21 protein-coding genes and 1 other RNA gene are annotated in these 24,129 nt (G+C 63.0%); 1 reads left to right on the top strand and 21 read right to left on the bottom strand.

The window, feature by feature from the left end; all coding sequences use genetic code 11:
- Nucleotides 1-3: 3 nt before the first annotated feature.
- From murG to rnpB, 11 genes are all read right to left on the bottom strand, one after another.
- On the bottom strand, nt 4-1,098 hold the full coding sequence (murG, locus tag IGS60_RS22905) for an undecaprenyldiphospho-muramoylpentapeptide beta-N-acetylglucosaminyltransferase (protein ID WP_230506308.1): 1,095 nt from the start codon (nt 1,096-1,098) through the stop codon (nt 4-6).
- Complete coding sequence (gene ftsW / locus IGS60_RS22910) at nt 1,095-2,306, bottom strand: putative lipid II flippase FtsW (RefSeq protein WP_070222487.1); 1,212 nt, start codon at nt 2,304-2,306, stop codon at nt 1,095-1,097. Before ftsW ends, murG begins: the two co-directional genes overlap by 4 nt.
- Nucleotides 2,306-3,862: a UDP-N-acetylmuramoyl-L-alanine--D-glutamate ligase gene (murD, locus tag IGS60_RS22915; protein WP_230506309.1), complete on the bottom strand. Its 1,557-nt coding sequence runs from the start codon at nt 3,860-3,862 to the stop codon at nt 2,306-2,308. The genes ftsW and murD overlap by 1 nt, the downstream gene beginning before the upstream one ends.
- Entirely contained in the window at nt 3,862-5,037 is a 1,176-nt protein-coding gene (gene mraY / locus IGS60_RS22920) for a phospho-N-acetylmuramoyl-pentapeptide-transferase (protein ID WP_070222491.1), read from the bottom strand. Before mraY ends, murD begins: the two co-directional genes overlap by 1 nt.
- Nucleotides 5,038-5,039: 2 nt before the next feature.
- Complete coding sequence (murF, locus tag IGS60_RS22925; protein WP_230506310.1) at nt 5,040-6,470, bottom strand: UDP-N-acetylmuramoyl-tripeptide--D-alanyl-D-alanine ligase; 1,431 nt, start codon at nt 6,468-6,470, stop codon at nt 5,040-5,042.
- Nucleotides 6,470-7,978 (bottom strand): UDP-N-acetylmuramoyl-L-alanyl-D-glutamate--2,6-diaminopimelate ligase, encoded by a 1,509-nt coding sequence (locus IGS60_RS22930; RefSeq protein WP_070222495.1) that lies wholly within the window; start codon nt 7,976-7,978, stop codon nt 6,470-6,472. The genes murF and IGS60_RS22930 overlap by 1 nt, the downstream gene beginning before the upstream one ends.
- An 8-nt stretch (nt 7,979-7,986) precedes the next feature.
- Nucleotides 7,987-9,765 carry a penicillin-binding protein 2 gene (locus tag IGS60_RS22935; protein ID WP_070222497.1) on the bottom strand — a complete coding sequence of 593 codons (1,779 nt, stop codon included), beginning with the start codon at nt 9,763-9,765 and terminating at the stop codon, nt 7,987-7,989.
- Nucleotides 9,765-10,034 (bottom strand): cell division protein FtsL, encoded by a 270-nt coding sequence (gene ftsL / locus IGS60_RS22940; RefSeq protein WP_034748894.1) that lies wholly within the window; start codon nt 10,032-10,034, stop codon nt 9,765-9,767. The genes IGS60_RS22935 and ftsL overlap by 1 nt, the downstream gene beginning before the upstream one ends.
- Entirely contained in the window at nt 10,031-11,002 is a 972-nt protein-coding gene (rsmH, locus tag IGS60_RS22945) for a 16S rRNA (cytosine(1402)-N(4))-methyltransferase RsmH (RefSeq protein WP_070222499.1), read from the bottom strand. The genes ftsL and rsmH overlap by 4 nt, the downstream gene beginning before the upstream one ends.
- A 9-nt stretch (nt 11,003-11,011) precedes the next feature.
- Nucleotides 11,012-11,440 carry a division/cell wall cluster transcriptional repressor MraZ gene (mraZ, locus tag IGS60_RS22950; RefSeq protein WP_034748899.1) on the bottom strand — a complete coding sequence of 143 codons (429 nt, stop codon included), beginning with the start codon at nt 11,438-11,440 and terminating at the stop codon, nt 11,012-11,014.
- Nucleotides 11,441-12,101: 661 nt separating this feature from the next.
- An RNA gene (gene rnpB / locus IGS60_RS22955) (RNase P RNA component class A) lies at nt 12,102-12,441 on the bottom strand.
- A gap of 240 nt (nt 12,442-12,681) precedes the next feature.
- On the opposite strand from rnpB, the gene IGS60_RS22960 reads away from it, so the two are divergent.
- The gene (locus IGS60_RS22960) at nt 12,682-14,385 is read left to right on the top strand and encodes a thiamine pyrophosphate-binding protein (RefSeq protein ID WP_230506311.1); all 1,704 of its coding nucleotides are present in this window, start codon (nt 12,682-12,684) and stop codon (nt 14,383-14,385) included.
- Nucleotides 14,386-14,457: 72 nt separating this feature from the next.
- Here the strand turns inward: IGS60_RS22960 and IGS60_RS22965 are convergent, their stop codons facing one another.
- The 10 genes from IGS60_RS22965 to IGS60_RS23010 all read right to left on the bottom strand — a co-directional run bounded on the left by IGS60_RS22965 (nt 14,458) and on the right by IGS60_RS23010 (nt 24,128).
- Nucleotides 14,458-14,997: a hypothetical protein gene (locus IGS60_RS22965; RefSeq protein WP_230506312.1), complete on the bottom strand. Its 540-nt coding sequence runs from the start codon at nt 14,995-14,997 to the stop codon at nt 14,458-14,460.
- A gap of 152 nt (nt 14,998-15,149) precedes the next feature.
- On the bottom strand, nt 15,150-16,214 hold the full coding sequence (locus tag IGS60_RS22970; RefSeq protein WP_070222502.1) for a porin: 1,065 nt from the start codon (nt 16,212-16,214) through the stop codon (nt 15,150-15,152).
- A gap of 974 nt (nt 16,215-17,188) precedes the next feature.
- Nucleotides 17,189-17,644 (bottom strand): nuclear transport factor 2 family protein, encoded by a 456-nt coding sequence (locus IGS60_RS22975; protein WP_070222503.1) that lies wholly within the window; start codon nt 17,642-17,644, stop codon nt 17,189-17,191.
- Nucleotides 17,641-18,408: an SDR family oxidoreductase gene (locus IGS60_RS22980; protein WP_230506313.1), complete on the bottom strand. Its 768-nt coding sequence runs from the start codon at nt 18,406-18,408 to the stop codon at nt 17,641-17,643. Before IGS60_RS22980 ends, IGS60_RS22975 begins: the two co-directional genes overlap by 4 nt.
- Nucleotides 18,405-18,965 (bottom strand): DUF3833 domain-containing protein, encoded by a 561-nt coding sequence (locus tag IGS60_RS22985; protein WP_139143699.1) that lies wholly within the window; start codon nt 18,963-18,965, stop codon nt 18,405-18,407. Before IGS60_RS22985 ends, IGS60_RS22980 begins: the two co-directional genes overlap by 4 nt.
- Nucleotides 18,956-20,236, bottom strand: coding sequence for an MFS transporter (locus IGS60_RS22990; protein WP_230506314.1), 1,281 nt, complete (start codon nt 20,234-20,236; stop codon nt 18,956-18,958). The genes IGS60_RS22985 and IGS60_RS22990 overlap by 10 nt, the downstream gene beginning before the upstream one ends.
- On the bottom strand, nt 20,233-20,781 hold the full coding sequence (locus IGS60_RS22995) for a chalcone isomerase family protein (protein WP_230506315.1): 549 nt from the start codon (nt 20,779-20,781) through the stop codon (nt 20,233-20,235). Before IGS60_RS22995 ends, IGS60_RS22990 begins: the two co-directional genes overlap by 4 nt.
- Before the next feature lie 2 nt (nt 20,782-20,783).
- The gene (locus IGS60_RS23000; protein WP_230506406.1) at nt 20,784-21,947 is read right to left on the bottom strand and encodes a cyclopropane-fatty-acyl-phospholipid synthase family protein; all 1,164 of its coding nucleotides are present in this window, start codon (nt 21,945-21,947) and stop codon (nt 20,784-20,786) included.
- A gap of 80 nt (nt 21,948-22,027) precedes the next feature.
- Complete coding sequence (locus IGS60_RS23005; RefSeq protein WP_121668494.1) at nt 22,028-22,825, bottom strand: DUF1365 domain-containing protein; 798 nt, start codon at nt 22,823-22,825, stop codon at nt 22,028-22,030.
- Nucleotides 22,815-24,128 carry an FAD-dependent oxidoreductase gene (locus tag IGS60_RS23010; protein WP_230506316.1) on the bottom strand — a complete coding sequence of 438 codons (1,314 nt, stop codon included), beginning with the start codon at nt 24,126-24,128 and terminating at the stop codon, nt 22,815-22,817. The genes IGS60_RS23005 and IGS60_RS23010 overlap by 11 nt, the downstream gene beginning before the upstream one ends.
- Nucleotide 24,129 lies beyond the last annotated feature (1 nt).

The raw sequence follows: 24,129 nt of genomic DNA on the forward strand, positions 1-24,129 counted from the left end.
ACCTCATGCCAGTTTTTCCAATACGTGTGCGATCGCCTCATTGGCGTCGCGCTTGCCTGCTGCCAGTGCCGCCTGCGCCATCTGCTGGCAGGTCTCGCGCGTCAAGGACGCCAGCAGAGTGCTCAGCGACGCCGCACTCATTTCCGTCTGCGGCAGATGAATCGCCGCGCCTTGCTTCGCCATCCATTGCGCGTTGTCGCGCTGGTGGCTGGTGGTCGACGCCACCAGCGGCACGAGCACGCTGGCCACGCCGGCCGCCGTCAATTCCGACAAGGTGATCGCGCCCGCGCGGCAAATCACCAGGTCGGCCTCGGTATACGCCCTGGCCATGTCGTCGATGAAGTCGACCACGTTCGCTTGCACGCCCGCCTGCGCATACGCGGCATGCAGGGCGTCGATATTCTTCTTGCCCGACTGGTGCGTCACCAGCGGGCGTTCGCCCTCCGGCATCAGGGCCAGCGCGGCAGGCAGGCTGTCGTTCAGCGCTTTCGCGCCCAGGCTGCCGCCCACCACCAGGATGCGCAGCGGTCCGCTGCGTCCCGCGAAACGCGCGGCCGGCGGTGCCATGGCGAGGATCTCGGCACGCACGGGATTGCCCGTGACGACGGCCTTGCCGGCGGCGCTGCCGAAATCGGCGGGGAACCCGAAGCACACCTGCTGCGCCAGCGGTACCAGCGTCTTGTTCGACAGCAGCAGCGCCGCGTCGGCATTGACCAGCACCAGCGGCACCCCCTTCAGGCGCGCCATCAGGCCGCCCGGCACGGTGACGTAGCCGCCCATGCCCATCACCACGTCCGGCTTGCGGCTGGCGATGAAACGGCGGATGGCAAAGAAGCTGGCCAGCATCCTGAAGCCGCCTTTGACCGTGTGCGCCAGGCCCTTGCCGCGCATGCCGGAAAATTCGATGGCATCCATGGGAATGCCGCTTTTCGGCACCAGTTCCTGCTCCATGCCATGGGTCGTGCCCAGCCAGCTCACTTCCCAGCCGCGCGCGCGCATCGTCTGCGCAATCGCCAGGCCCGGGAAGATATGGCCGCCGGTGCCGGCCGCCATGATCATCAGTCTTTTCGTCGTTTTCAAATTCGTCACGTTGTTCATAGCCGGCCTCCGCGCATCAGGATCCGGTTTTCGTAATCGATGCGCAGCAAAATCGCCAGGCCGATACAGTTAATCAGTACGCCCGTGCCGCCATAACTCATCAAGGGCAAGGTCAGGCCCTTGGTCGGCAGCAGGCCCAGGTTCACGCCCATGTTGATGAAGGTCTGCACGCCGATCCAGATGGCGATGCCCTTTGCCGTCAGGCCGGCAAACGTCTGGTCGATGGCGATCGCCTGGCGGCCGATGTCAAACGCGCGCTTGATAATCCAGTAGAACATGCCGATCACGACCAGCACGCCCACCAGGCCCAGTTCCTCGCCGATCACGGCCAGCAAAAAGTCCGTATGCGCTTCGGGCAGGTAATGCAGTTTTTCCACGCTGCCGCCCAGTCCCACGCCAAACAGTTCGCCGCGCCCGAAAGCGATCAAGGAGTGCGTCAGCTGATACGCCTTGTTCAGCGCATTGTCTTCCTGCCACGGATCGAGATACGCAAAAAACCGCTCGCGGCGGAATTTCGACAGGGCGATGATGGTGACGAAGATCGCCGTCAGCATGGCGCCGATGCCGCCGAACCAGATGGCGTTGACGCCACCCAGGAACAGAATGCCCATGGCGATGCAGACGATCACGCCGAAGGCGCCCAGATCGGGTTCCATCAGCAGCAGCAAGCCGACGAAGCTGACGGCCAGCGCCATCGGCATGAAGCCCTTGGTCAGCTTGTGCATGTATTCCTGCTTGCGCACCGTGTAGTCGGCGGCGTACAGCACCATTACCACCTTCATCAGCTCGGACGGCTGCGGCCGCAGGCCTGGAAGATTCAGCCAGCGGCGACCGCCGTTGACCGACACGCCCAGGCCCGGTATCAGCACCATCACCAGCAGCACCAGGGTGCCGATGAACAGCCACGGCGCGATTTTTTGCCAGGTCGCGATGGGAATGCGGAACACCAGCGCGCCGGCGATCACCGACACGCCGATGAACAGCGCCTGGCGCACGACGAAATAATTGTTCGTGTAGGCGGCAAACTTGCGCGCGTCCGACAGCGAGATCGACGCCGAATACACCATCACCATGCCGAGCAACATGAGCAGCAGGACCACCCACACCAGCGGCTTGTCGTAATCCATCATCTTCGACTGCCGCGCGCGGCTATCCAGCGGCTTGGCAGCCGAGCCGGAACCAAAGCGGAAAGGCAGTTGGAAGGCCATCAGATATCCTGTCCGTTTTCCAGGGCGATGTCGCGCACGGCGTCGACAAACACCTGCGCGCGGTGCGCATAGTTCTTGAACATGTCCAGGCTGGCGCAAGCGGGCGACAGCAGCACGGCGTCGCCGGCCAGCGCCAGGCTGCTGGCGCGCTTGACGGCTTCCGGCAAGGTGGCGCAATCGATGATGTCCACGCCGGCCGGCTCGAGCGCCGCGCGCAAGGCTGGCGCATCGCGGCCGATCAGCACCACGGCGCGCACATAGCGCGAGACCGGTTCGGCCAGCGGCGAGAAATCCTGCCCCTTGCCGTCGCCGCCGGCGATCAGCACCAGGCGCTGTTCCGCGCCGCCAAACGCCTTGCCCAGGCCGGACAACGCGGCCACTGTCGCGCCCACGTTGGTGCCCTTGCTGTCGTCGTAATATTCGACCTCGCCCACGGCCGTGATCAGCTCCACGCGGTGCGGTTCGCCCTGGTACTCGCGCAAGCCATGCAGCAGCGGCGCGAACGGCAAGCCGATGGCGCGGCACAGGGCCAGCGCCGCCAGCGCATTCGAGGCGTTATGCTGGCCGCGGATTTTCAGCGCGTCGGCCGGCATCAGTTTCTTGGCCATCGTCGGCACCGGTTCCGGCGCCGGATCGTTCTTCCTGCGTTTTTTCTCGATCACTTCTTCGCTGGGCACGGCTTGCGCCAGCCAGAAGATGCCGCGTTCATTGACCAGGCCAAAGCTGTCCACTTCCACCGGCTCGCCCGTGCCGAAGGTGACCGTCTCGGCCAGCGGATCGGCCATGTGCATGACCAAGGCATCGTCGCGGTTCAGGATGCGCACGGTCTGCTCGCCGAAGATGCGCGCCTTGTCCTTGGCATACGCGGCCATGTCGCCATGCCAGTCCAGGTGATCCTGCGACAGATTCAGGACCGTGGCCGCATCGGCCTGCAGGCTGAACGTGGTGTGCAGCTGGAAGCTGGACAACTCGAGTATCCACGCCTGCGGCAAGGTGCCGGCGACGGGTTCCGCCGCTTCAGCGTCCGTCTCCACCGGCTGCGGCGCAGGCTCGGCATCGAGCACTTCGCGCAGCACGTCCAGCGCGGCGGGGCTGATATTGCCGGCCACGCGCGTGACCAATCCGGCGCGCTCGCACAGCAGGCCTACCAGACTGGTGACGGTCGTCTTGCCATTCGTGCCCGTGATGGCGATGACTTTCGGCGCATAGCCGCGTTCCGCCTTGAGCGCCGCCAGGGCCTGCGCGAACAGTTCGATCTCGCCCCACACGGGGATGTTTTTCTCAAGTGCGGCCGGGGCGATTCCAGCCAGCTCGCGGCCCGGCGCCAGGCCGGGGCTGACGGCAACGAAGTCGACGCCATCGAGCAGCTCGGCCGAGAAGGCGCCGGCGATGAACTGCGCCTGCGGCACGACAGCCTGCAACGCGGCCAGGCGCTCTGGCGCCTCGCGCGTATCGGCCACGCGCACGCAAGCACCGCTGCGGGCCAGCCACAGGGCCATCGCCAGCCCCGATTCGCCGAGGCCCAGTACCAGTGCGGTTTTAGCGTCGTACATCATCAGCGCAGCTTCAAGGTGGTCAGGCCGAGCAGCACCAGCATCATGGTGATGATCCAGAAACGCACGACAACCTGCGTCTCCTTCCAGCCTTTTTGTTCAAAATGGTGATGCAATGGCGCCATCAGGAAGACGCGGCGGCCCGCGCCAAAGCGCTTCTTGGTGTACTTGAACCAGACGACCTGGATGATCACGGACAGCGTTTCGACGACGAAGATGCCGCCCATGATGAACAGCACGATTTCCTGGCGCACGATGACGGCGACGGTGCCCAGTGCGCCGCCCAGTGCCAGCGCGCCCACATCGCCCATGAACACTTTCGCGGGGTGCGTGTTATACCAGAGGAAGGCCAGGCCGGAACCTGCCAGCGCGCCGCAGAAGATCACCAGTTCGCCGGCGCCCGGAATGTGCGGGATGAACAGGTAGCGCGCATACGTGGCGTTGCCCGTCAGGTAGGCGAACAGGCCCAGGGCCGTGCCCACCATCACGGTCGGCATGATGGCCAGGCCATCGAGACCGTCCGTGAAGTTGACGGCGTTGCTGGTGCCGACGATGACGCAATAGGTCAGCGCGATGAAGCCCCACACGCCCAGCGGATAACTGATGGTCTTGAAGAACGGGACGATCAAATCGGCTTTCGGCGGCAGGTCCATGGCGAAGCCCGACTGTACCCAGGCGTAGATCAGGTTCCACACGTGGCCCGCGTCAGGTTCCGACACGGAGACGGAAAACGCCAGGTAAAACGCGGCGACGATGCCGATCAGCGACTGCCAGAAGTATTTTTCGCGCGAGCGCATGCCTTCCGGGTCCTGGTGCACCACCTTGCGGTAATCGTCGGCCCAGCCGACGGCGCCAAAGCCCAGCGTGACGATCAGGACCGGCCAGATGAAGCGGTTCGACAGGTCGGCCCACAGCAAGGTGGAAATGCCGATGGCGATGAGGATCAGCACACCGCCCATGGTGGGCGTGCCGTGTTTTTTCAGATGCGTTTGCGGGCCGTCCGTACGCACGGCCTGGCCGACCTTCATGCGCGTGAGCATGCGGATCACGGCGGGGCCGGCGCACAGGCCGATCAAAATCGCCGTCAAGGTGGCGAAGACGGCGCGGAAAGTGATGAAGTTAAAGACCCGCAATGGGCCAATGTCGTCCTGGAAATAATGAGCGAGCCAGAGCAGCATGATTAGTGAGCTTCCTTGTTATTGTTGTTTGAACCAATCAAATGCTGCACGGCCCGTTCCATCTTCATGAAGCGGGAGCCCTTGATTAATACTGTTGCATCCGAACGGTCGGACAAATGCGCATCGAGCGCCGCCAGCAAACCGTCGAACTGTTCGAAATACTCCACGACCGTGCCCGATTCCTGGCTGGCGGCTGCCTGCGCCGCACTCACCAGATGGCGCGCCAGGCCGCCCGTCGCCAGCACGTGTTCGATGCCTTTGGCGGCGGCGTAGGCGCCGATCTCTTCGTGGAACTGCTGCCCCTGCGTGCCGACCTCGCCCATCTCGCCCAGCACCAGGATGCGTGGTGCCGCGGCCTGCGCCAGTACATCGATGGCCGCGCGCGCCGAATCCGGATTGGCGTTATACGTGTCGTCAATGATGGTGGCGCCGTTGGCGGCACGTTTTTTCTGCAGGCGGCCGTTCACGGGCGCGAACGCCTCCAGGCCCTGCTTGATATGTTCGATGGCGATGCCGGCGCCCACGGCGCATGCCGCCGCGGCCAGCGCATTACGCACATTGTGTTCGCCCGCCGCCTGCAAGCCCACGAAGAACTGGCGCAAGGCGCCGTCCTGCGCGCGCACGCTGACGAACAGGTCACTGCCGAAATCCTCGGCCGCGCGGTGCGTGCAGCTCACGTCCGCCTCTTTCGACAGGCCGAAGGTGATGGCGGCGCGCGCGCCGGCCAGCTCGCGCCACAAGGGCGTGAATTCGTCGCCATGCGGGAAGACGGCCACGCCGTCGCCGGCCAATGCCGCCAGCGCGGCGCCGTTTTCGCGCGCCACCGCTTCGACCGTATGCATGAATTCCTGGTGCTCGCGCTGCGCATTGTTGACCATCGCCAGAGTCGGCGCGGCAATCGCGGCCAGGCGCGCGATTTCTCCCGGATGGTTCATGCCCATCTCGATGACGGCCGCCTTGTGTTCTTCATTCAGGCGGAACAGGGTCAATGGCACGCCGATCTCGTTATTCAGGTTGCCGCGCGTGGCCAGGCGCGCTTCTTCGCCAAAGGCCGCCGCCAGGATCGATGCAATCATCTCCTTGACGGTGGTCTTGCCATTGCTGCCGGTGACGCCGATGACGGGCACATTGAAACGGCCGCGCCAGTGGTTGGCGATGCGTCCCAGCGCGGCCAGGGTATCGGGCACCACAATGGCCGCTACCTTGCCGCTGTCCCAGCCTGCGGGCAGGCGCTCGACCACCACGGCGGCGACGCCGCGCGCGGCCACCTGCTCAAGGAAGTCGTGGGCGTCGAAACTCTCGCCGCGCAGGGCGACGAACAGCGAACCGGCCTGGGCGCTGCGACTGTCGGTGGAGACACCGTCAAAAACGGCGTCGCCCGTCCGCTGCGCGCCGTCCAGCGACGGCATCAGTTCTGTCAGGGTGCCGCGCATCAGTTCGTCCTCATCATGGTCAGGCGCGCGGACAAGGCCAGCTGCGCATGGTCGGCGTCGGAGAACGGCAGTTTCTTGCCCTTGATTTCCTGATACGGTTCATGGCCCTTGCCCGCCAACAGGATCACGTCCGGCTTGGCGGCGTGCTTGATGGCCGACAGGATGGCGGCGGCGCGGTCTTCGATGGCTTGCGGCTGCGGGCCGTCTGCGCGCATGCCGGCGACGATCTGCGCGATGATGGCGTGCGGGTCTTCGCTGCGCGGATTGTCGCTGGTGACGAGCACGTGATCGGCCAGCTGCGCGATGGCGCCCATCTGCGGACGCTTGCCCGGATCGCGGTCGCCGCCGCAGCCGAACACGCACCACAGCTGGCCGCCCCGCTCCTGCGCCACCTGGCGCAAGGCGGCCAGGGTCTTTTCCAGCGCGTCCGGCGTATGCGCGTAATCGATGACGACCATCGGCGCTTCCTGGCCGCCCACCTGCTGCATGCGGCCCGGGGCCGGCTGCAAGGATTCGATGCCGTCGATGGCGGCGCGCAGGCCGGTGCCGTGCGCCAGCAAGGCGCCCAGCACGGCCAGCGCGTTGCTGATATTGAAGTGGCCCACCAGCTGCGTCTTGACCAGCGCCACGCCCAGCGCGCATTCGAGGTGGAAGTCAGTGCCGGCATTGCGGCTGCGGAACTGGCTGGCGCGCAGCATCAGCACGCCCGGCAGGTCGGGCAAGGCGGCCGCATCCTGCAGGGTGTAGCCGATGACGGGATATTCGCCGGCCAGCTTGCCATCCACGTGCGCCGCCAGGCGCAAACCCATGGGGTCGTCCAGGTTGATGACGGCCGTTTTCAGGCCGGGCCAGTCGAACAGCTTGACCTTGGCCGCCTCGTAGGCCGCCATGTCGCCATGGTAGTCGAGGTGGTCGCGCGTCAGATTGGTAAACATGGCGACGTCAAAATGCATGCCGGCCGCGCGGTCCTGGTCCAGGCCGATCGACGACACTTCGATGGCGACGGCCTTGGCGCCCGCATCGCGCATGGCGGCCAGCTTGCGCGCCAGCAGCACGGCGTCCGGCGTGGTGTAGCCGGTGACGTCGAATTCGATGGCGCCGCGCGGCTTGCACAGGCCCACGCCCAACGTCCCGATGACGGACGATGGCTCGCCCAGGCGCGCCAGGGCTTGCGCCAGCCACAAGGCGCACGAGGTCTTGCCATTCGTGCCCGTTACGCCGGCGCTGAACATGGCGCTGTCGGGCATGTCGTAGAAAGCATGCGCCACGGGGCCGGCCAGGCGTTTCAGGTCGCTGACCAGCAGGTGCGGCACGCTCCATGCGGCGTTCCATTCCACGGCGTCATGCACGATGGCGGCGGCGCCCTGCGCGATGGCGGCGGCGATGAAATCGGTGGCGCCCGCATAGGCGAAAAACACGTCGCCGCGCTGCACGCGGCGCGAATCGGACGTCAGCTGCCCGGACGGGGCAGCCGTTTTGATCCACAAACTGATGTCTTGTATGGTCATGAGTGACTTCACATGGCCTCCGGGCCGGCATTGGCCGGGACCACGATTTCGGTAACGGAGGAATCGGGCGGCACGTTCATCGCGCGCAGCGCGTTGGTCGCAATCGCCGCGAAAGCGGGAGCGGCGACCTGGCCGCCATAGTGGGCGGGGCCGGTCGGTTCATCGATCATCACGGCGATGATGAAGCGCGGCGCCGACATCGGCACCATGCCCACGAAAGAGCCGATGTATTTGCGCGGCATCGCATAGCGGCCGTTTTCCACCTTATAGGCGGTACCCGTCTTGCCGCCCACGCGGTAGCCGGCGACCTGGGCGCGCTTGGCCGAGCCGTGCGCGCCGGAGACCACCAGTTCCAGCATGGCGCGCATGTCGGCGGCCGTCTTCGGCTTGATCACCTGCTGGCCCACGGGCAGTTCATTGACCTTCTGGAACGACAGGGGAATCGTGTCGCCGTCGCGGGCGAACATCATATAAGAACGCGCCAGCTGGATCAGCGACACGGAAATGCCGTTACCGTAGCTCATGGTCGCCTGTTCCACCGGGCGCCACGATTTATACGGACGCACGCGGCCGGCCACGGCGCCGGGGAAGCCCCATTTCGGCTGCTGGCCGAAGCCGACCTTGGTAAACATTTCCCACATTTCCTGCGACGGCATGCCCAGCGCGATCTTCGAGGTGCCGATATTCGACGACATCTCGATGATTTCGGAGACGTTGATCACGCCGTGCGGCTTGGTATCGGTAATCGTGCGGTCGGCGATCGTGTAGCGGCCCGGGCCCGTGTCGATCAGGGTGGTCGGCTTTACCCGGCCCGTGTCGAGCGCCAGCGACACGGTGATCGGTTTCAGGGTCGAACCGGGCTCAAAAGTATCGGTCATGACGCGGTTGCGCAGCTGCTGGCCCGTGAGCTTGCGGCGGTCGTTCGGGTCGTAGCTCGGGTAATTGGCCAGGGCCAGCACTTCGCCCGTGTGCACGTCGAGCACCACGGCGCCGCCGGCCTTGGCGTTGAATTTCTCCACCGCTTCCTTCAGCTGCGTGAAGGCGATGTACTGGATCTTGCTGTCGACGGACAGGGTCAGGTCCTTGCCGTCATGCGGTTCGTGGATGAAGCCGATGTCTTCGACGATGTGGCCCAGACGGTCCTTGATCACGCGGCGGCTGCCGGTGGTGCCGACGAGGGTTTTCTGCTGCGCCAGTTCCATGCTTTCCTGGCCCACGTCTTCCACGTTGGTAAAGCCCACCACGTGGGTCATCACTTCACCCTGTGGATAGAAGCGCTTGTATTCCTTGCGCTCGTCGATGCCGTCGATGCCGAGCTTGGAAATCTTGTCGGCCACGTCCATCTCGACCTGGCGTTTCAGGTAAACGAAGCTGCGGTCCGAATCGAGCTTCTTGCGCAATTCGTTGACGTTCATTTCCAGCAGACCGGCCAGCGCATTGATTTTTTCGGGCGACGCCTGCAGCACGTCGTCGGGAATGGCCCAGATGGCTTTCACGGGGACGGACGACGCCAGCACCTGGCCGTTGCGGTCGGTGATCTTGCCGCGCGTGGCCGGCAGTTCCAGCGTGCGCTCATAGCGCGCCTTGCCCTGCTTTTGCAGGAACTGCGTCGACACGCCCTGCAGCCACAGGGCGCGCGCGCCCAGGCCGGCGAAAGCGAAGAACAGCAGGAACAGCACGACGCGCGAACGCCAGACGGGCAGACGCACCGCCAGTACGGGGTTCTTCGAGAATGGCACGCCTTTCGATGCCGCCACCCGGCCGTTGCTATTACCGCCCAACTTCATTATTCGCCCTCCGTCAGGTATTGCGTACGCGCCGCCGTCAACGGCGTCATGCTCAGGTCGCGCCGTGCGATCGATTCAATGCGTTCATGCTTGCCCAAAGTGGACTGGTCCAGCTGCAGTTGCGCCCAGTCGATGTCGAGCTGGCGCGACAGCGCTTGCGCGCGTTCCAGGTCGATCAGCAGGTGGCGCGACTGGTACTGCGCGTTCACCAGCGACAGACCGCAGCACACCAGCAGGGCCGACAGCACGACACACAGCTTGCCAGTCATCGGGCGCCGCCACTAACTGGAATGGGCAAACGCTGCGCCACGCGCATGACGGCCGAACGCGAACGGGGATTGCCCTCGATCTCGGCGTCGGACGGCTTCATTTTCGAAATCAGCTTCATTTCCGGCTGCGGCAAGTCGACCGCGCGGATCGGCAGACGGCGGTCAGGCTGCTCCACGTTCGCCTTCGAGGCGAAGAAGCGCTTGACCATGCGGTCTTCGAGCGAATGAAAACTGATCACGGCCATGCGCGCGCCGGGCGCCAGGCAGGCATATGCCTGGTTCAGACCGATCTCGAGATCCTCGAGCTCTTTGTTAATGAAAATGCGGATTGCCTGAAAGGTGCGGGTAGCGGGGTCCTTACCCTTCTCGCGGGTCTTGACGGCGCCTGCCACGATGCCGGCAAGCTGTCGTGTGCTTGAAATTGGCTGGACTGCCCGGCCAGCAACAATCGCCTTTGCAATCTGAAAAGCAAACCGTTCTTCCCCATAATCGCGTATCACTTTCTCTAAATTCTGCTCGGTTTCCACCGCCAGCCACTCGGCCGCGGAGACGCCGCGCGTGGTATCCATGCGCATGTCCAGCGGTCCGTCGTTGCGGAAGCTGAAACCGCGCGCCGCGTCGTCGACCTGCGGCGACGAGATGCCCAAGTCGAGCAAAATGCCGTCCACCTGCTGCACGCCGCGTTCGGCCAGGCTGGCCGTCATGGTGGCAAAACTGTCATGGACGATCTGAAAACGGGGGTCGGCAATCTGTTCGGCCGTGGCGATGGCTTGCAAATCCTTGTCGAAGCCGATCAGGCGCGCGTCATCGGCCAGGCGCGACAAAATCAGGCGGCTATGGCCGCCGCGGCCAAACGTGCCATCGACGTAAATGCCGTGCGCACGGTCGCCCGACAGGTCGAGCGCATCGACCGCTTCATCGAGCAGCACCGTGCGATGCTGAAATTCCGGCACCGTGAGTTGTGTCATTACGGAGCCTTAGAAAGAAAAATTGGAAAGTACATCGGGGGTGCCGGCATCGATCGCCTGCTGTTCTTTGTCGGCCAATTTGGCGGCATCCCATATTTCAAAGTGACTGCCCATGCCGATCATCATCACTTCGCGCGCCAGCCCGACGGCATTGCGCAATTCAGGCGAGATCAGCACGCGGCCCGCCGAGTCCAGCTCGACGTCGACGGCGTTGCCGAGGAAGATGCGCTGCCAGGCGCGCGCCGACATGGGCCAGGCGGCGATTTGCTGGCGGTGGCTTTCCCACACGGGACGGGGGAAAAACAGCAGGCAGCCATCGGGGTGTTTGGTCAGCGTCAGACGGCCTTCGCATTGAATCGCCAGCGCGTCACGGTGCTTGGCAGGGATAGACATCCTGCCTTTGGCATCGAGATTGATTGCGGACGCGCCTTGAAACACGGAAGACCTTTTTTTGAGCTTGGCTTGCAACGCTTGCGCATCGCGATGGAAAGGGAAAATTTCCCACAAAAACACACTTTTTCACACAGTTGCCCACTTTAGAGGAAGCAAAGATAGTGGTCAAGCGGTTTCCGATTGGCAAAACAGGAATTTTATTAATGAAATTAAGGACTTAGCGCAGATCGTTGAAGGAGTCTCAAATAAAAATATATCGATAAATTAGATACTTATGAAAGATAGTGAATGTGCTACCTCATCTGCACACATGTGTTTTCCTACCGTAAACATCGAAAAAAACGAAATCAAAAAATTGAATTTTTTACAGTTAGTTGACACATGACAATACTTTCGTCATGCAGGCACAACGGCCAGCAGCGGCAGAGAAAGACTTGGTTTAAAGCAAAAAACACTTGCCCATGGCGCATACCTGCCCTGTTTTCCGGGCCTGGCCTGACGCAGGAAAAATATTTTTGCACTGCAGCAATTAATTAGAACCAAGAAACTTTAACCAATTGTCCATCTTTAGTTGTCTATACAACTTTATCTTCGCTGCACTATTTTTAGAAACAAAAAAAGCCCCGTTGCGGGGCTTTTGCTTGGTGCGCAGCATGCAAACTGCGGTGACCAAGATACTCCCCGGCAAGCCAGAGAGCAGGAATTCAAGTGAAGCAGGCCGATAGGCCGGATTTTGTTACGGCGCCTTCCCTTGCAGGTCGGCGCTATGACAGTCATTCCTCTAGGCGCCAGATTACTCGGGCGCTCAAGCTTTCTACCCGCACGCTCCGCGAGCAGCATCATCGCGTGCCTATTTGAAATTGCACCAGGTGGAGGTTACCGCGTTTCACCGTAACTTAATACGCTCGTCTCTGTGGCCCTATTCCTCGCCTTATACCTTGCGGCTTTCGACGGACGGCCGTTAACCGTCACCCCGCTCTATGGAGTCCGGACCTTCCTCCCGCCAGCGCATTGCTGCGCCGGCCAGCGACTGTCTGGCCTGCTTCACCCGCCATTGTACCGCGCCGCAGCATGTTTCTGCAAAAAGGCCTGTGCGGGAACGACACCGTTCGCCGGGCCCCGCGTCGGGCTCCGGCCCGGGGGATTGTGTAATTCGGTGTCGCCATTTCAAAAGCCGGGCCAAATCGGCTCACATAGAATGAATGGGGCAAGCCGCCTGCATGCAGGCGCATGCACACCGCTTGCCCCATTTCTTTGCCACCCAACTAGAATATAAAGAGCCGAACATGACGCAACAACCCCGTACCGGCGGCCAGATCCTGGTCGATGCCCTGCAGATCCACGGTGTCGACACCGCTTTTGGCGTGCCTGGCGAAAGCTACCTCGACGTGCTCGACGCCCTGCACGACTCGGGCATCCGCTTCATCATCAACCGCCAGGAAGGCGGCGCCGCCTTCATGGCCGAAGCCTACGGCAAGCTGACGGGCAAGCCGGGCATCTGTTTCGTCACGCGCGGTCCGGGCGCCACCAACGCCTCGATCGGCGTGCACACGGCTTACCAGGACTCCACCCCGATGATCCTGTTCATCGGCCAGGTGGGCAACGATTTCGTCGACCGCGAAGCGTTCCAGGAAATCGACTACCGCCGCATGTACGGCCAGATGGCCAAGTGGGTGGCGCAGATCGACCGCGCCGAGCGCATCCCCGAATACCTGGCGCGCGCCTTCCAGGTCGCCACCAGCGGGCGTCCCGGCCCCGTCGTGCTGGCCCTGCCGGAAGACATGCTCATTTCCATGGCGACTGTCGCCGACACGCGCGCCTACCGGAGCGTGCAGGCGGCGCCGTCCGACGCCCAGCTGCAGCAGCTGCGCGCCATGCTGGCGACGGCGAAGCAGCCGCTGGTCTTGCTCGGCGGCACCACCTGGACGCCGCAAGCGTGCGCCGACCTGCAGCAGTTCGCGGAAAGCAACCACCTGCCCGTCGCCTGCGCCTTCCGCTTCCAGGACTTGCTCGACAATGCACACCCGAACTACATCGGCGACGTCGGCATCGGCATCAACCCGAAACTGGCCGCGCGCGTAAAAAATGCCGACCTGGTCATCGCCATCGGCCCGCGCCTGGGCGAAATGACGACGGGCGGCTACACCCTGTTCGACTCGCCCGTGCCGCGCCAGCGCCTGGTGCACATCCATACGGACGCCGAGGAGCTGGGCAGCGTCTACCAGGCCGAGCTGATGATCAACAGCGGCATGCCGCAAGTGTGCGCCATGCTGGCCGCCATGCCCCCCGTCGATGCTTCCGCCTGGAAACATACGCCGGCGGAAGCGAAGGCCGAGCTGGCCGCCTACCAGGAGCAGCCGCCCATCTTCCGCGATGGCCAGGCGCCGCTGGACCTGTGGCAGGTGACGCAGGAGATCATGGCGCAGGTGCCGGCCGACACCATCGTGACGAACGGCGCCGGCAATTACGCCTCGTGGGCGCACCGTTTTTATCGCTACGGCGGCATGCGCACCCAGCTGGCGCCGACGAACGGCGCCATGGGCTACGGCGTGCCGTCCGGCGTGGCGGCGAAGATCGTGCACCCGGAGCGCACCGTGATCACGTTCGCCGGCGATGGCGAATACATGATGAATGGCCAGGAACTGGCCACGGCCGTCCAATACCAGGCGGGCGTGGTCATCATCGTCTTCAACAACCAGATGTTCGGCACCATCCGCATGCACCAGGAACGCGACTACCCGGGCCGCGTGTCGGGCACGACCCTGCACAACCCCGATTTTGCGGCGCTGGCGCAGGCATACGGCGCGCATGGCGAAGTGGTGAATACGACGGAAGAGTTTGCCCCTGCCCTGCAGCGGGCGCTGGCGCATGCCAGGGCGCACGACTTGCCGGCCCTGATCGAGCTGCGCTACGACGGCAACCTGATCACGCCAAACGCGACACTGGCCACCATCCGCGCGAATGCGGAAAAGGCGCAGGCGGCCAAATAAGCCTCTTGCAAGGCGAGAAATAACAAAGGCCCGGTCGATACCGGGCCTTTTTCATGTGCAAGTCACAATAACTCAGGCGGCAGGCGCCTCGGCGCTGTCTTGCGCCGGCGCCTGCGCTGGCGCTTCCGGCATCGGCGGGCATGGCGTGCAGTTTTTCAGGGGACGGCCGAAATCGCGCACGCGGCTCAGTTTCATCGGCATGCGCACGTTGCCGCCGCAGTAATCGCCTTCCAGGGTCAGGGTCTGCCCGTCTTTGGAAAACTTGCCGACGATGGTGCGTTCCTCGCTGTCGGCGCCGGCGATGGTGAAGTCGAAAGCGCCCGTGGCGGCGTCCAGGTTGACGTCGTTGGCCACGATAGGCCAGCTCAGGGCGCCTGCCGTGAATTCATAGATGACGGAATCGGCCTCGGCAAAGCGGTGCAGGGTGACGCGCTGGCCGCCGATTTCGCCGCTATCCTTTTGCAGGCACAGGTCCGAATAGACGGCCACGCCATAGCGCTCCAGTCCGGCCGGCTTCTTGCCCTTGACGGCGGCAACAGCGGCGCCCGTGGCGCCGGCGAGCAGCAGCGCGGCCAGCATGGCGGCCAGGCGCGGCGAGGTGAATGAATACATGGCATTCCTTTACTTGGGTAACGGCGCCATTATAACTGGCGCCGCCAATGCAAAAACGCGCCGCCAGGCCGAAGCCAGACAGCGCGTTTCCTTGCTTATCAGCATCCCCGAAGGGATGCTGGCAGCGGTACTAAGCTTCGCTTGCGCGAATATTAGAACGAGTGACGAACGCCAACGTTGAAGGCTTTGTCGCCCGTACCAACATTGCTGTTGTTACCAACGGTGTAGCCAGCGTTGTTTTTGTTCTTGATTTTAGCGTACGAAGCGTAGGTGCTGGTGCGCTTCGACAGAGCGTACGAGTAGCCCAGTGCCCATTGATCAGCATCAGCGTTAGCAGCGGTTTTGTCGTTCGTGCGGATGAACGAAGCCATTACGGTGCCAGCTGGGCCAACAGGTACGGTTGCGCCGACCAGGATGTTGTTGCTGTCGGTGCTGTAGCCAGCCGAAGTGTAGTTAAACGCGTTAACATTGCCGTTGTTGCGGATGGCGCTGTTTTGGCCTTTGTTTGCGCCGTATGCGATGTAAGCTTTAGCAACTGCGAAGTCGTAGTTAGCTGCAGCCAACCAGTTACGGCCGCTACCGGTTTCGGTCGTTGCGGTGTCGTTGCTGGTGTTGTTGTAAGCGATACGAGCGTTCAAAGGACCGTTCGAGTAGCCAGCCGACGCGCCGATTTTGCGGCCGATTTTGTTCGACTCAGCTTGCTCGCCGAAGGTGTAAGCCACGTCAGCGTCAAAGCCGTTGAAGTTTGGCGAGGTGTACAGCACGGTGTTGCTGGTGCGGGTGTTCGATGGGAACAGGTTCTTAGCGGAACCAGCGTAGCCAGCTGCGAATGGATCAGCAACTTTCGACAGGGTGTTGTACCAAGGGGTGTATTGACGACCCAGGGTCAGGGTACCGGTCGTTTTGCTGCTCAGACCAACGTAAGCTTGACGGTTGAACAAGCTGCCTGCAACGTCTTGTTGACCGTTGTCAACGCCGAAGCCCGATTCCAGAACGAACAGTGCCGACAGGCCGCTGCCCAGATCTTCGGTGCCTTTGAAGCCGATACGGGAAGCCGAAGCAATGCCGCTGTCCAGTTTGTTAACGTTGCCGTTAACACCGCCGCGCTCGCTGACGAAACCAGCGTCAACGGTACCGTAGATAACAACGCTCGATTGAGCTTGGGCTACGCCAGTGGCTGCTGCCAGAACTGCCAGGGTGATCAGAGTTTTTTTCATTGCGATTTCCTTTAATTTTTGAAGCAAAAAGTAATACAGCCTATGCATCTCGAGCTGCGCTCTAGCAGAGCGCTTTTTATGAGTGAGGGCAAGGTCTCCACCTGCCACATTGCTGTTCCGGTCAGAGGAACATTCATATCGGTATCGGCACGCTATTGCACCGATAAGCTTGAAGGCTGCATAACGACCGTTATTCGTGCGCCGGTTCGGTGCTCAAACGGCACCGGAAGCGGCACTATAACGACCGTTTCACATTCCATCAAGTTCCAACATGTTACTTCCGGTACCAGGCCGGGGGCTTTTTCAGGCATCCCGACCATCGCCAACCGTACTACGCGACAGAGCCAGTGCCCCTTGCCAACCAATGCATTGGCCTGATTGACCATTCCATCATAGCGCATGCCTAGTCGACACCCGTTGTATTAGTGCAACAGTATCAGGCGAGTGATTAAAACGTCAACATGCTTTACCCCTCATTTGCCCTCCAAGATTTACGCGACAAAGCGCACAATTTGTCAGGCGATAATGGATAAACGGGACGAAGCATACACGGCATCGGCAATGTTTGCTGCCGAATGCCCAAAAACGGGAATGCATGCGCCCATTTTTGGTGCGTTGCCGCATTATTCAGGGGCGTAGGCGCTATTTTCGACGTCGGCGCACGCGTCAAAAAAATAGGCAGAGTATCAACACAATTACTGACTTTCCGGTAATTTAAATTGCTCACATAGAAATGTTTTCCATGTTTTTCAGACTACGCTTCCACCATCCGATTGGAACGGATGAGTACGACTCTTGCTTGCAAATTGCGCATCACTTGAAACAATTTCTTACAATGTTGCCTTCTCAATATTTTGATATTTTTGTGTCTAAAAAACGACACTTTGACCGAAATCAAGTTTTCAGCGGCCCCATTTCACATCTTTACTTTTTCTTTTTTGCATTTTTTTCTTAAAAGCATAGAGAAACAAGCTTTAACGCTGGCTTGCGCGCCGGAGCAGGCGCATGAAAGAGCCCAGCAACGGCAGTTTTTCATACAACTCTTCCGCCGCATCCCAATAATCGCGGTGCACGAGCACCCGTCCCTGCGCATCGAAGCGCACATGTGTGGCGCCGCGTATGCATTGTTCGCCAGATACCAGTCGTTTCATGCGGAAGCGAAACTCCCAGGTCAGAAAGGCTTGTTGCCCCTGCCCCAGGCTTTCCAGCACGACAAACCGGGGCGCATCAACCTGCACGAACATGTGCTCGAAGATGGCCAGAATGGCGGCATGCCCCTTCACCTCGTTGAACGGGTCCTTGAAATGGGCGTCCGGCGCGTACACGGCCCCCAGCTGGGCCAGGCTTTCCAGGCTCAGGTGCTCGTAAAATGCCACCAGACGCGCCAGCGCCTGTTCCACGCCTTCCGTGTCCAGCATGCTTGTGCTCATACGCCCGTCACCTTGCGGATCAGCCAGAAATAGGCGCGGTACGGCAACAGCCGCGCCAGGCGCAGGGTATTGGTAAAGCGTTTGGGAAAGTGGATGTGAAACTGCCCCCGCTCGATGCCATCGAGCATGGCGGCGGCCGCGTCCTGCGCCGTCATCAGGGCCGGCATGGTGAAATCGTTGTCCGCCGTCAAAGGCGTGGCGACAAAACCGGGGTTGATTTGATATACATCAATCCCGCGTGGATGCAGGTCCAGATACAGCGACTCCGTCAGATTGATCAGCGCAGCCTTGCTGGCGCCATATGCGAGCGCCTTGGGCAAGCCGCCATAGCCGGCCACCGAGGCGACGATGCCGATGCCGCCGCTGCCCTGGCGCAACAGCCACGGCAAGGCCTGCTCCAGGCAATTGAAGACGCCGCCCACATTCAGGGCCAGCAAGCCCTGCGCCGCCTCAAGGTCGAAGCTATCGGCGCGCATGGCCTGATAACCACCAGCGACCACCAGTATCAGGTCGATATGCGTCCACTGCCGCTGCAACTCCACGCAGACGGCCCGCAGCTGCGCGTGCTGAGTGACATCGAGCGGCAATGCCTGCGCCAGCGGCTGCCCCTCGCACAACTGCTCGAGGCTGGCGCGGTGACGCGCCGACAAGGCCACGCTGGCGCCCTGCTCCAGCAGCAGGGTGGCGCAGGCGGCGCCGATGCCGCTGGAAGCGCCGATGATCCACACGTGCTTGCCGGCCCAGCTGGTGATCTTGCGATTCATGGGGCCGCCTGCGGACGTTTGCTGAACGATAAAGTGACGGCGCCCAGGCTGAAGCCGAACTTGCTCATGGCGGCGCGGTTCAGCATGACCTTGTCATCCATCAGGAACATCCAGTCCTCGAAGTCGACGTGGTAGACCGTGCCATCGACGGGCAGCGCCAGCACGTATTGCCAGCGCAAGGCATTGCCGGCCACTTCGCCGACGGCCTCGCCGATCACGTCGGGCGCCGTGCCGATGAAGCGCCCGGGCGCCGTCTTGCGCAAGGTCCATATGCGCCGTTGGCGGCTGCCGTCCGAATACGTGAAATCCTCGTCCAGGGTACCCGTCTCGCCCGCCCAGCTGGCCCGCATCACGACGGTGAAGCGTTTCACGACCTTGCCGGAGCGGTCCTGGAAGATGCCGTGGGCGTCGAGCGTGCCGTTGAAGTACTGTTGCAGGTCCAGCTTGGGTGTTTCCTGCGCGTAAGTGGCGGGCGTGGGCGGCGTGGAACAGGCGGCCAGCGCCAGCAGCAAGGCGGCGGCCGTCATGCCGCGCCGGCAGCATTTCATCAGGTACATGGTCGGTACTCCCCGGGTTCACTATATATATGTTGTAGCGGCGCGCGCCACAGCAGCAGCGCCGCCAGCAGTTTCAAGGCGCAGGGCAGCAAGGCGTAGGCGGCAGCCAGGGCCGGCAAACCGCCGCTGCTGTTGCCAGGCACATAGCCGAGCCAGGCCAGCAGGGGCAGGGCGATGCCGGCCGCCAGCGCCAGGCTCATTTGCACGCCCCAGTTCCACCAGCCGAAATATGCCGCTTCGTGCCGCCCGGCATGGCCGGCCGCGCCGATCAACCCTGCCAGCAGGGCCGGCGGCAAGGCCAGGTCGGCGCCCAGCGCCAGGCCCGACAGCAGGCAGATGGCGGCAAAGCCCCAGGCGGCGCCCGCGCCCAGGCCATACGCCCAGACAAACACGGTCGCGGCCAGCAGCATGGCGCCGCCCCAGGCGCGCGCTTCGCCAAACCGGCGCGCCAGGGCCACCCACACGGGCATCGAGGCGGCCGCCGCGCAAAAATAGACGATCAGGAACGGCCCCGCGTAATGTCCCAGGCGCAAGTAGTCGCCGGCAAAGAACAGGAACAGGGTGGCGGGAATGGCGGCCGCCACGCCATTGACGAGCAGGACGGCAAACAGCCAGCGAAACGCGCGCTGGCGAAACGGCAGCTTCCAGCCATTGCCGGGTAACGTTTCCCCGGCGCTGCGCAAGGCCGGACGCGGGGCGTGCGCCAGCAGCAGCGCCCCCGCCGCCAGCAAGCAGACGGCAAAGGCCAGCGACAAGCCGTCATAGCCGAGCACGGAAGTCAGCCCGGCCGCCAGGATCACGCCCAGCAAGCCGCAGCCTTCGCGCACGGCCGCCACCCGCGCCCGCTGCGTGGACGCCTGGGTGAGCGCCGCGCCCCAGCTCTGGTGCGCGATGCCGGCCAGGCCATAGGCCGTGTAGACGAGCAGCAAGGCGGCCAGGAACCAGGCCAGGGTAACCTCTTGCGGCATCGGCGGTGGATGGAACAGCGCGCCAAAGCCCAGCAGCAGCAAGGGCAGCGCGGCGCCGACAAGCATGGCATAACTGCGCCCGCCACGCGCCATCCAGGCGCCCAGGGCCGGATCGATGAAGGCGGCGGCGATGCGCGCCGCGAGTAGCACGGCGCCGATCTGCGCCAGATCAAGACTGCTGCGCTGCGCATAAAACGGCGCCACATAGATATAGATGGGCAGCGCCAGCATGGCCAGCGGCAAGCCGAACAGGCCGTAGCTGAACAAGGCCGGCAAGCTCAACACGCTGGCCCCGGCGTTCATGGCAGCGGCGCCGCATTCTGCAGCAAGGCCGCGCGCAGCTTGGGTGCCGTGGTCGACGGCGAGAGCCAGATGGCAAAAAACGCGCGCGCGAAATCGCCATCGCTCACGTCGGCCAGCACCTTGCCATCGAGATAAAAGCGCACGCCGGGCGCGATGCCGGCCCGGAAGACGCCCGCGATACGCTGCTCCTCTTTGACGTCAGGAAAGATGCGCTGCATGGTGGACAGCCAGGCCAGGCGCTGCTCCGGCGTGCCGGCGCCGATTTTCTGCATCTGTTCATAACTGGCTTCGGCGATCTTCTTGCCATCGAGCGAGCGCGCATAGCGCAATTCCAGCGCAAACGGCGCCGTTGGCGACGCCGCGCCCTGGTAGCCCTGCGGTCCCACCCACAGTTGTGCCCGATAAATACGCATGCCGAACCACGTGTATTCGCCCTCGCCCGCCAGCCGGGCTTCGGGCACGTCGGCGGCGACAAAGGCAGGCGGCGCGGCCGCGGCACCCAACATGGTCAATGACAGCACAACAGTGGCAAGCAAGCGGCGCATGGTCAGTCCTTCACCAGAGTAAATTGCATCACATCCGTGTTGTGCGCCTGGAAGGCGGCCTCGCAATACGCGAGGTAAAACTCCCAGGTCAGCAGGAAACGGCCATCGAAATCCTGCTTTTCCAGCGCCGTGCGCTGGGCCAGGAAGCTGGCGCGCCACTGGCGCAGGGTTTCCGCATAATCGAGGCCAAAGCGGAAGGCGTCTTCCACGTGCAAGCCCTGCGCCTCGGCGGCGCGGCGGAACTCGGCCGGCGACGGCAGCATGCCGCCCGGAAAAATATACTGTTGAATGAAATCCGTGCTCTTGCTGTAGCGCTCGAACAAGTCGTCGGCGATGACGATGGTCTGGATGCAGGCGCGCCCGCCCGGCTTCAGGTTGCGCGCCACGCAGGCGAAATAGCCGGGCCAGTAGCTTTGCCCCACGGCTTCGAACATCTCGATCGAGGCGATGGCGTCGTACTGGCCGGCGCTGTCGCGGTAATCACACAGCTGCAAGTCGGCCTGCGCCGCCAGCCCCGCGTCCTGCAGGCGCCGGCGCGCATACGCCAGCTGCTCGGTCGACAAGGTCAGGCCCGTCACGTGGGCGCCGTAGCTGCGCGCCGCCGTTTCCGCAAAACCGCCCCAGCCGCAGCCGATTTCCAGCACCTTGGCGCCTGGCCGCAGTTGCAGCTGATCGGCGATGCGCCGGTATTTCGCCCCTTGCGCCTGCTCCAGGCTGGCGCCTTCGGCAAACAGCGCACTCGAATACGTCATCGACGGATCCAGCCACAACTGATAAAAGGAGTTGCCAATGTCGTAATGGGCGTGGATATTCTTCTTGCTGCCGGCGCGCGAATTGCGGTTGAGCAAATGCCGCAGCTTGTAGACCAGGTTGCCCCACCAGTTGCCATAGATCAAGGACTCGATCTGCGCGCGGTTGCGTATCATCAGCTCGATCAAGCCCGGCAAATTGTCCGTGCGCCAGTCGCCGGCGATAAACGTTTCCGCAAAGCCGATATCGCCCGAGCGCAACACGGCGGAACACAGGCGCCAGTTGTGCAAGTCCAGGGTGACGGGGTGGCTGCCGTCGCCGTACAGCAAGATGCTGCCATCCGGCGTGCGCAGACGCAGGGCGCCATATTGTAATTTTTGCAGCAGGCGCACGATCATGCGCCCGGAAGCGGGCATATCCAGGTGCGTGTAGTCGGGCAAGTGCGCGGGACACGCGCTGCTGCGCGCATGCAGGCCGGTCGGCAGGGAGTCGGAGCTCATCGGGACACCTTTTCTTGTGGAGGGTGGGGTTTGCTGAAAAACGGCACGCGGCGCAGCCACAGGCGCAAGGCTTGCCAATGGATGCGCGCCATCACGCCAAACGTCATCAGCGGGTAGCGCAGCAGAGCCCAGGCGATGGCGCCATCGCGCAGCGGCCGCGCCGTACCGGACAAGCTCGTCTGCAAAACAGGACCGTCGAGGTCGTCGTAATCGACCCGGGCCAGGTGGCGCTCGCCATCCTCTTCACTGTTGCGCAGGAAACGGAAGCGGTAATGCCCTTCCACCTTGCAAAACGGCGACACGTGGAAAATTTTTCTGGCCTGCAATTCGCTGCCATAAGCGATGGGCCCGCCCTGTTCGAGCAGGTACAGGTGGCGCTCGCCGAAGGTATTGCGCACGTCGCAGACCACGGCCCGCAGCGCGCCATCCGGACGGTGGCAAAACCAGAAGCTGACGGGATTGAACACATAGCCGAACATGCGCGGCATGGTTTGCAGCCAGATTTCGCCGCCCGCGTCGAGCACGCCTTGCTGGCGCAGCAAGCCATCGATCCACTCCAGCAGCGGCGTCGTGCCATCGCCATGGTCGCTGTCGCGGAAGGACAGCACATTGGCGCCGTTGCGCGAGATCAAGCGGGCAGGAAAATCGTGCGCGCCCAGGCTGCGCAAGGGCAGGCGCAGATAAAACATGCCGTAACTGAAAGCATGCGCGCGCGGACGCAGCCGCGCATGCCGCACCCGCCCCAGACACAGCTGGGGCTGCGGCGGCACGGACGGCGATGAATTACGCGGCATGACCGAGCTCCGCCGCCGCCATGCCATTGAGTATTTGCGCCACGGCAAGGCCCGACTTCAAACCGTCTTCATGGAAACCATAGCCCGTCCAGGCGCCCGCGAACCACGTGTGCTGCGCGCCCTGGAAACCGGCCAGGCGCGCCTGAGCCGCAATGGCCGCGCCATCGAACACGGGGTGGGCATACGAAAACGCGTCGATGACCTTGGCCGGGTCCGGCTCGTCGAGCGGATTGAGCGAGACGATGACGGGTGTCGTAAACGGCAGCGGCTGCAGCTGGTTCAGCAAATAGTGCACGCATACCTGCGGCGATTCGCCCTCCTGCGCGGCCGGCCGGCCCTGGTAATTCCAGGCCGACCAGGCGCGGCGGCGCTGCGGCAGGCAAGACGCATCCGTATGCAGCACGGCCCGGTTCGGCTGGTAGCGCACGGCTTCAAGCACGGAGCGCTCGTCGTCACGGATGTCCGCCAGCAGGGCCAGCGACTGGTCGCTGTGGCAAGCGAGCACGACGTGATCGACATGCTCGACGCCGGCCGCCGTATGCAGCTCGACCATGCGCGCGCCATCGTGCGGCTGGCGGCGCACGGCCAGCACGGGACACGCCAGGCGCTGCTGCGCAATGCCTGCCAGCAGTTTTTCCACGTACACGCGCGCACCGCCGCGTACCGTACGCCATTGCGGCCGGTTGCTTACTTGCAGCAAGCCGTGGTTGTGGCAGAAACGGATGAAGGTGGCCAAGGGAAAGGCCAGCATCTGGCGCGCCGGGCACGACCAGATGCAGGCGGCCATGGGCAACAGATACCAGTGACGGAACTCGTCGCCATAATTGTGCAGATCAAGGAACTCGCCGAGCGACATGGCCGGCGCCGGCACGCTGGCCATGGCCAGGACGCTGGCCTGGCGGTTGAAGCGCACGATATCGCGCAGCATGCGCAGGAAGGCGGGGCGCAACAGATTGCTGCGCTGCGTGAACACGGTATCGAAATTGGCGCCCGCCCATTCCAGCACGCGGGCATCGGACGAGGTGCCCAGCGGCATCTTCACGGAAAACGACATGTCGCTGTCGGCCGCCTCGACACCGAGTTCGTCAAACAGTTGCACCAGGTTCGGATAGGTGGCGTGGTTAAACACGAGGAAACCCGTGTCGACGCCATGCGTGACGCCATCGAGCGTGACATCGACCGTATGGCTGTGGCCGCCAAAATAGTCGCCCGCCTCGTACAAGGTAACGTCCTGGCCCGCCTGCGCCAGGCGATAGGCACACGACAAACCTGCAATTCCTGCTCCGACGACGGCAATTTTCATG

The sequence above is a fragment of the Janthinobacterium sp. FW305-128 genome (assembly GCF_020858135.1).
Classification (GTDB): Bacteria; Pseudomonadota; Gammaproteobacteria; order Burkholderiales; family Burkholderiaceae_D; genus Janthinobacterium.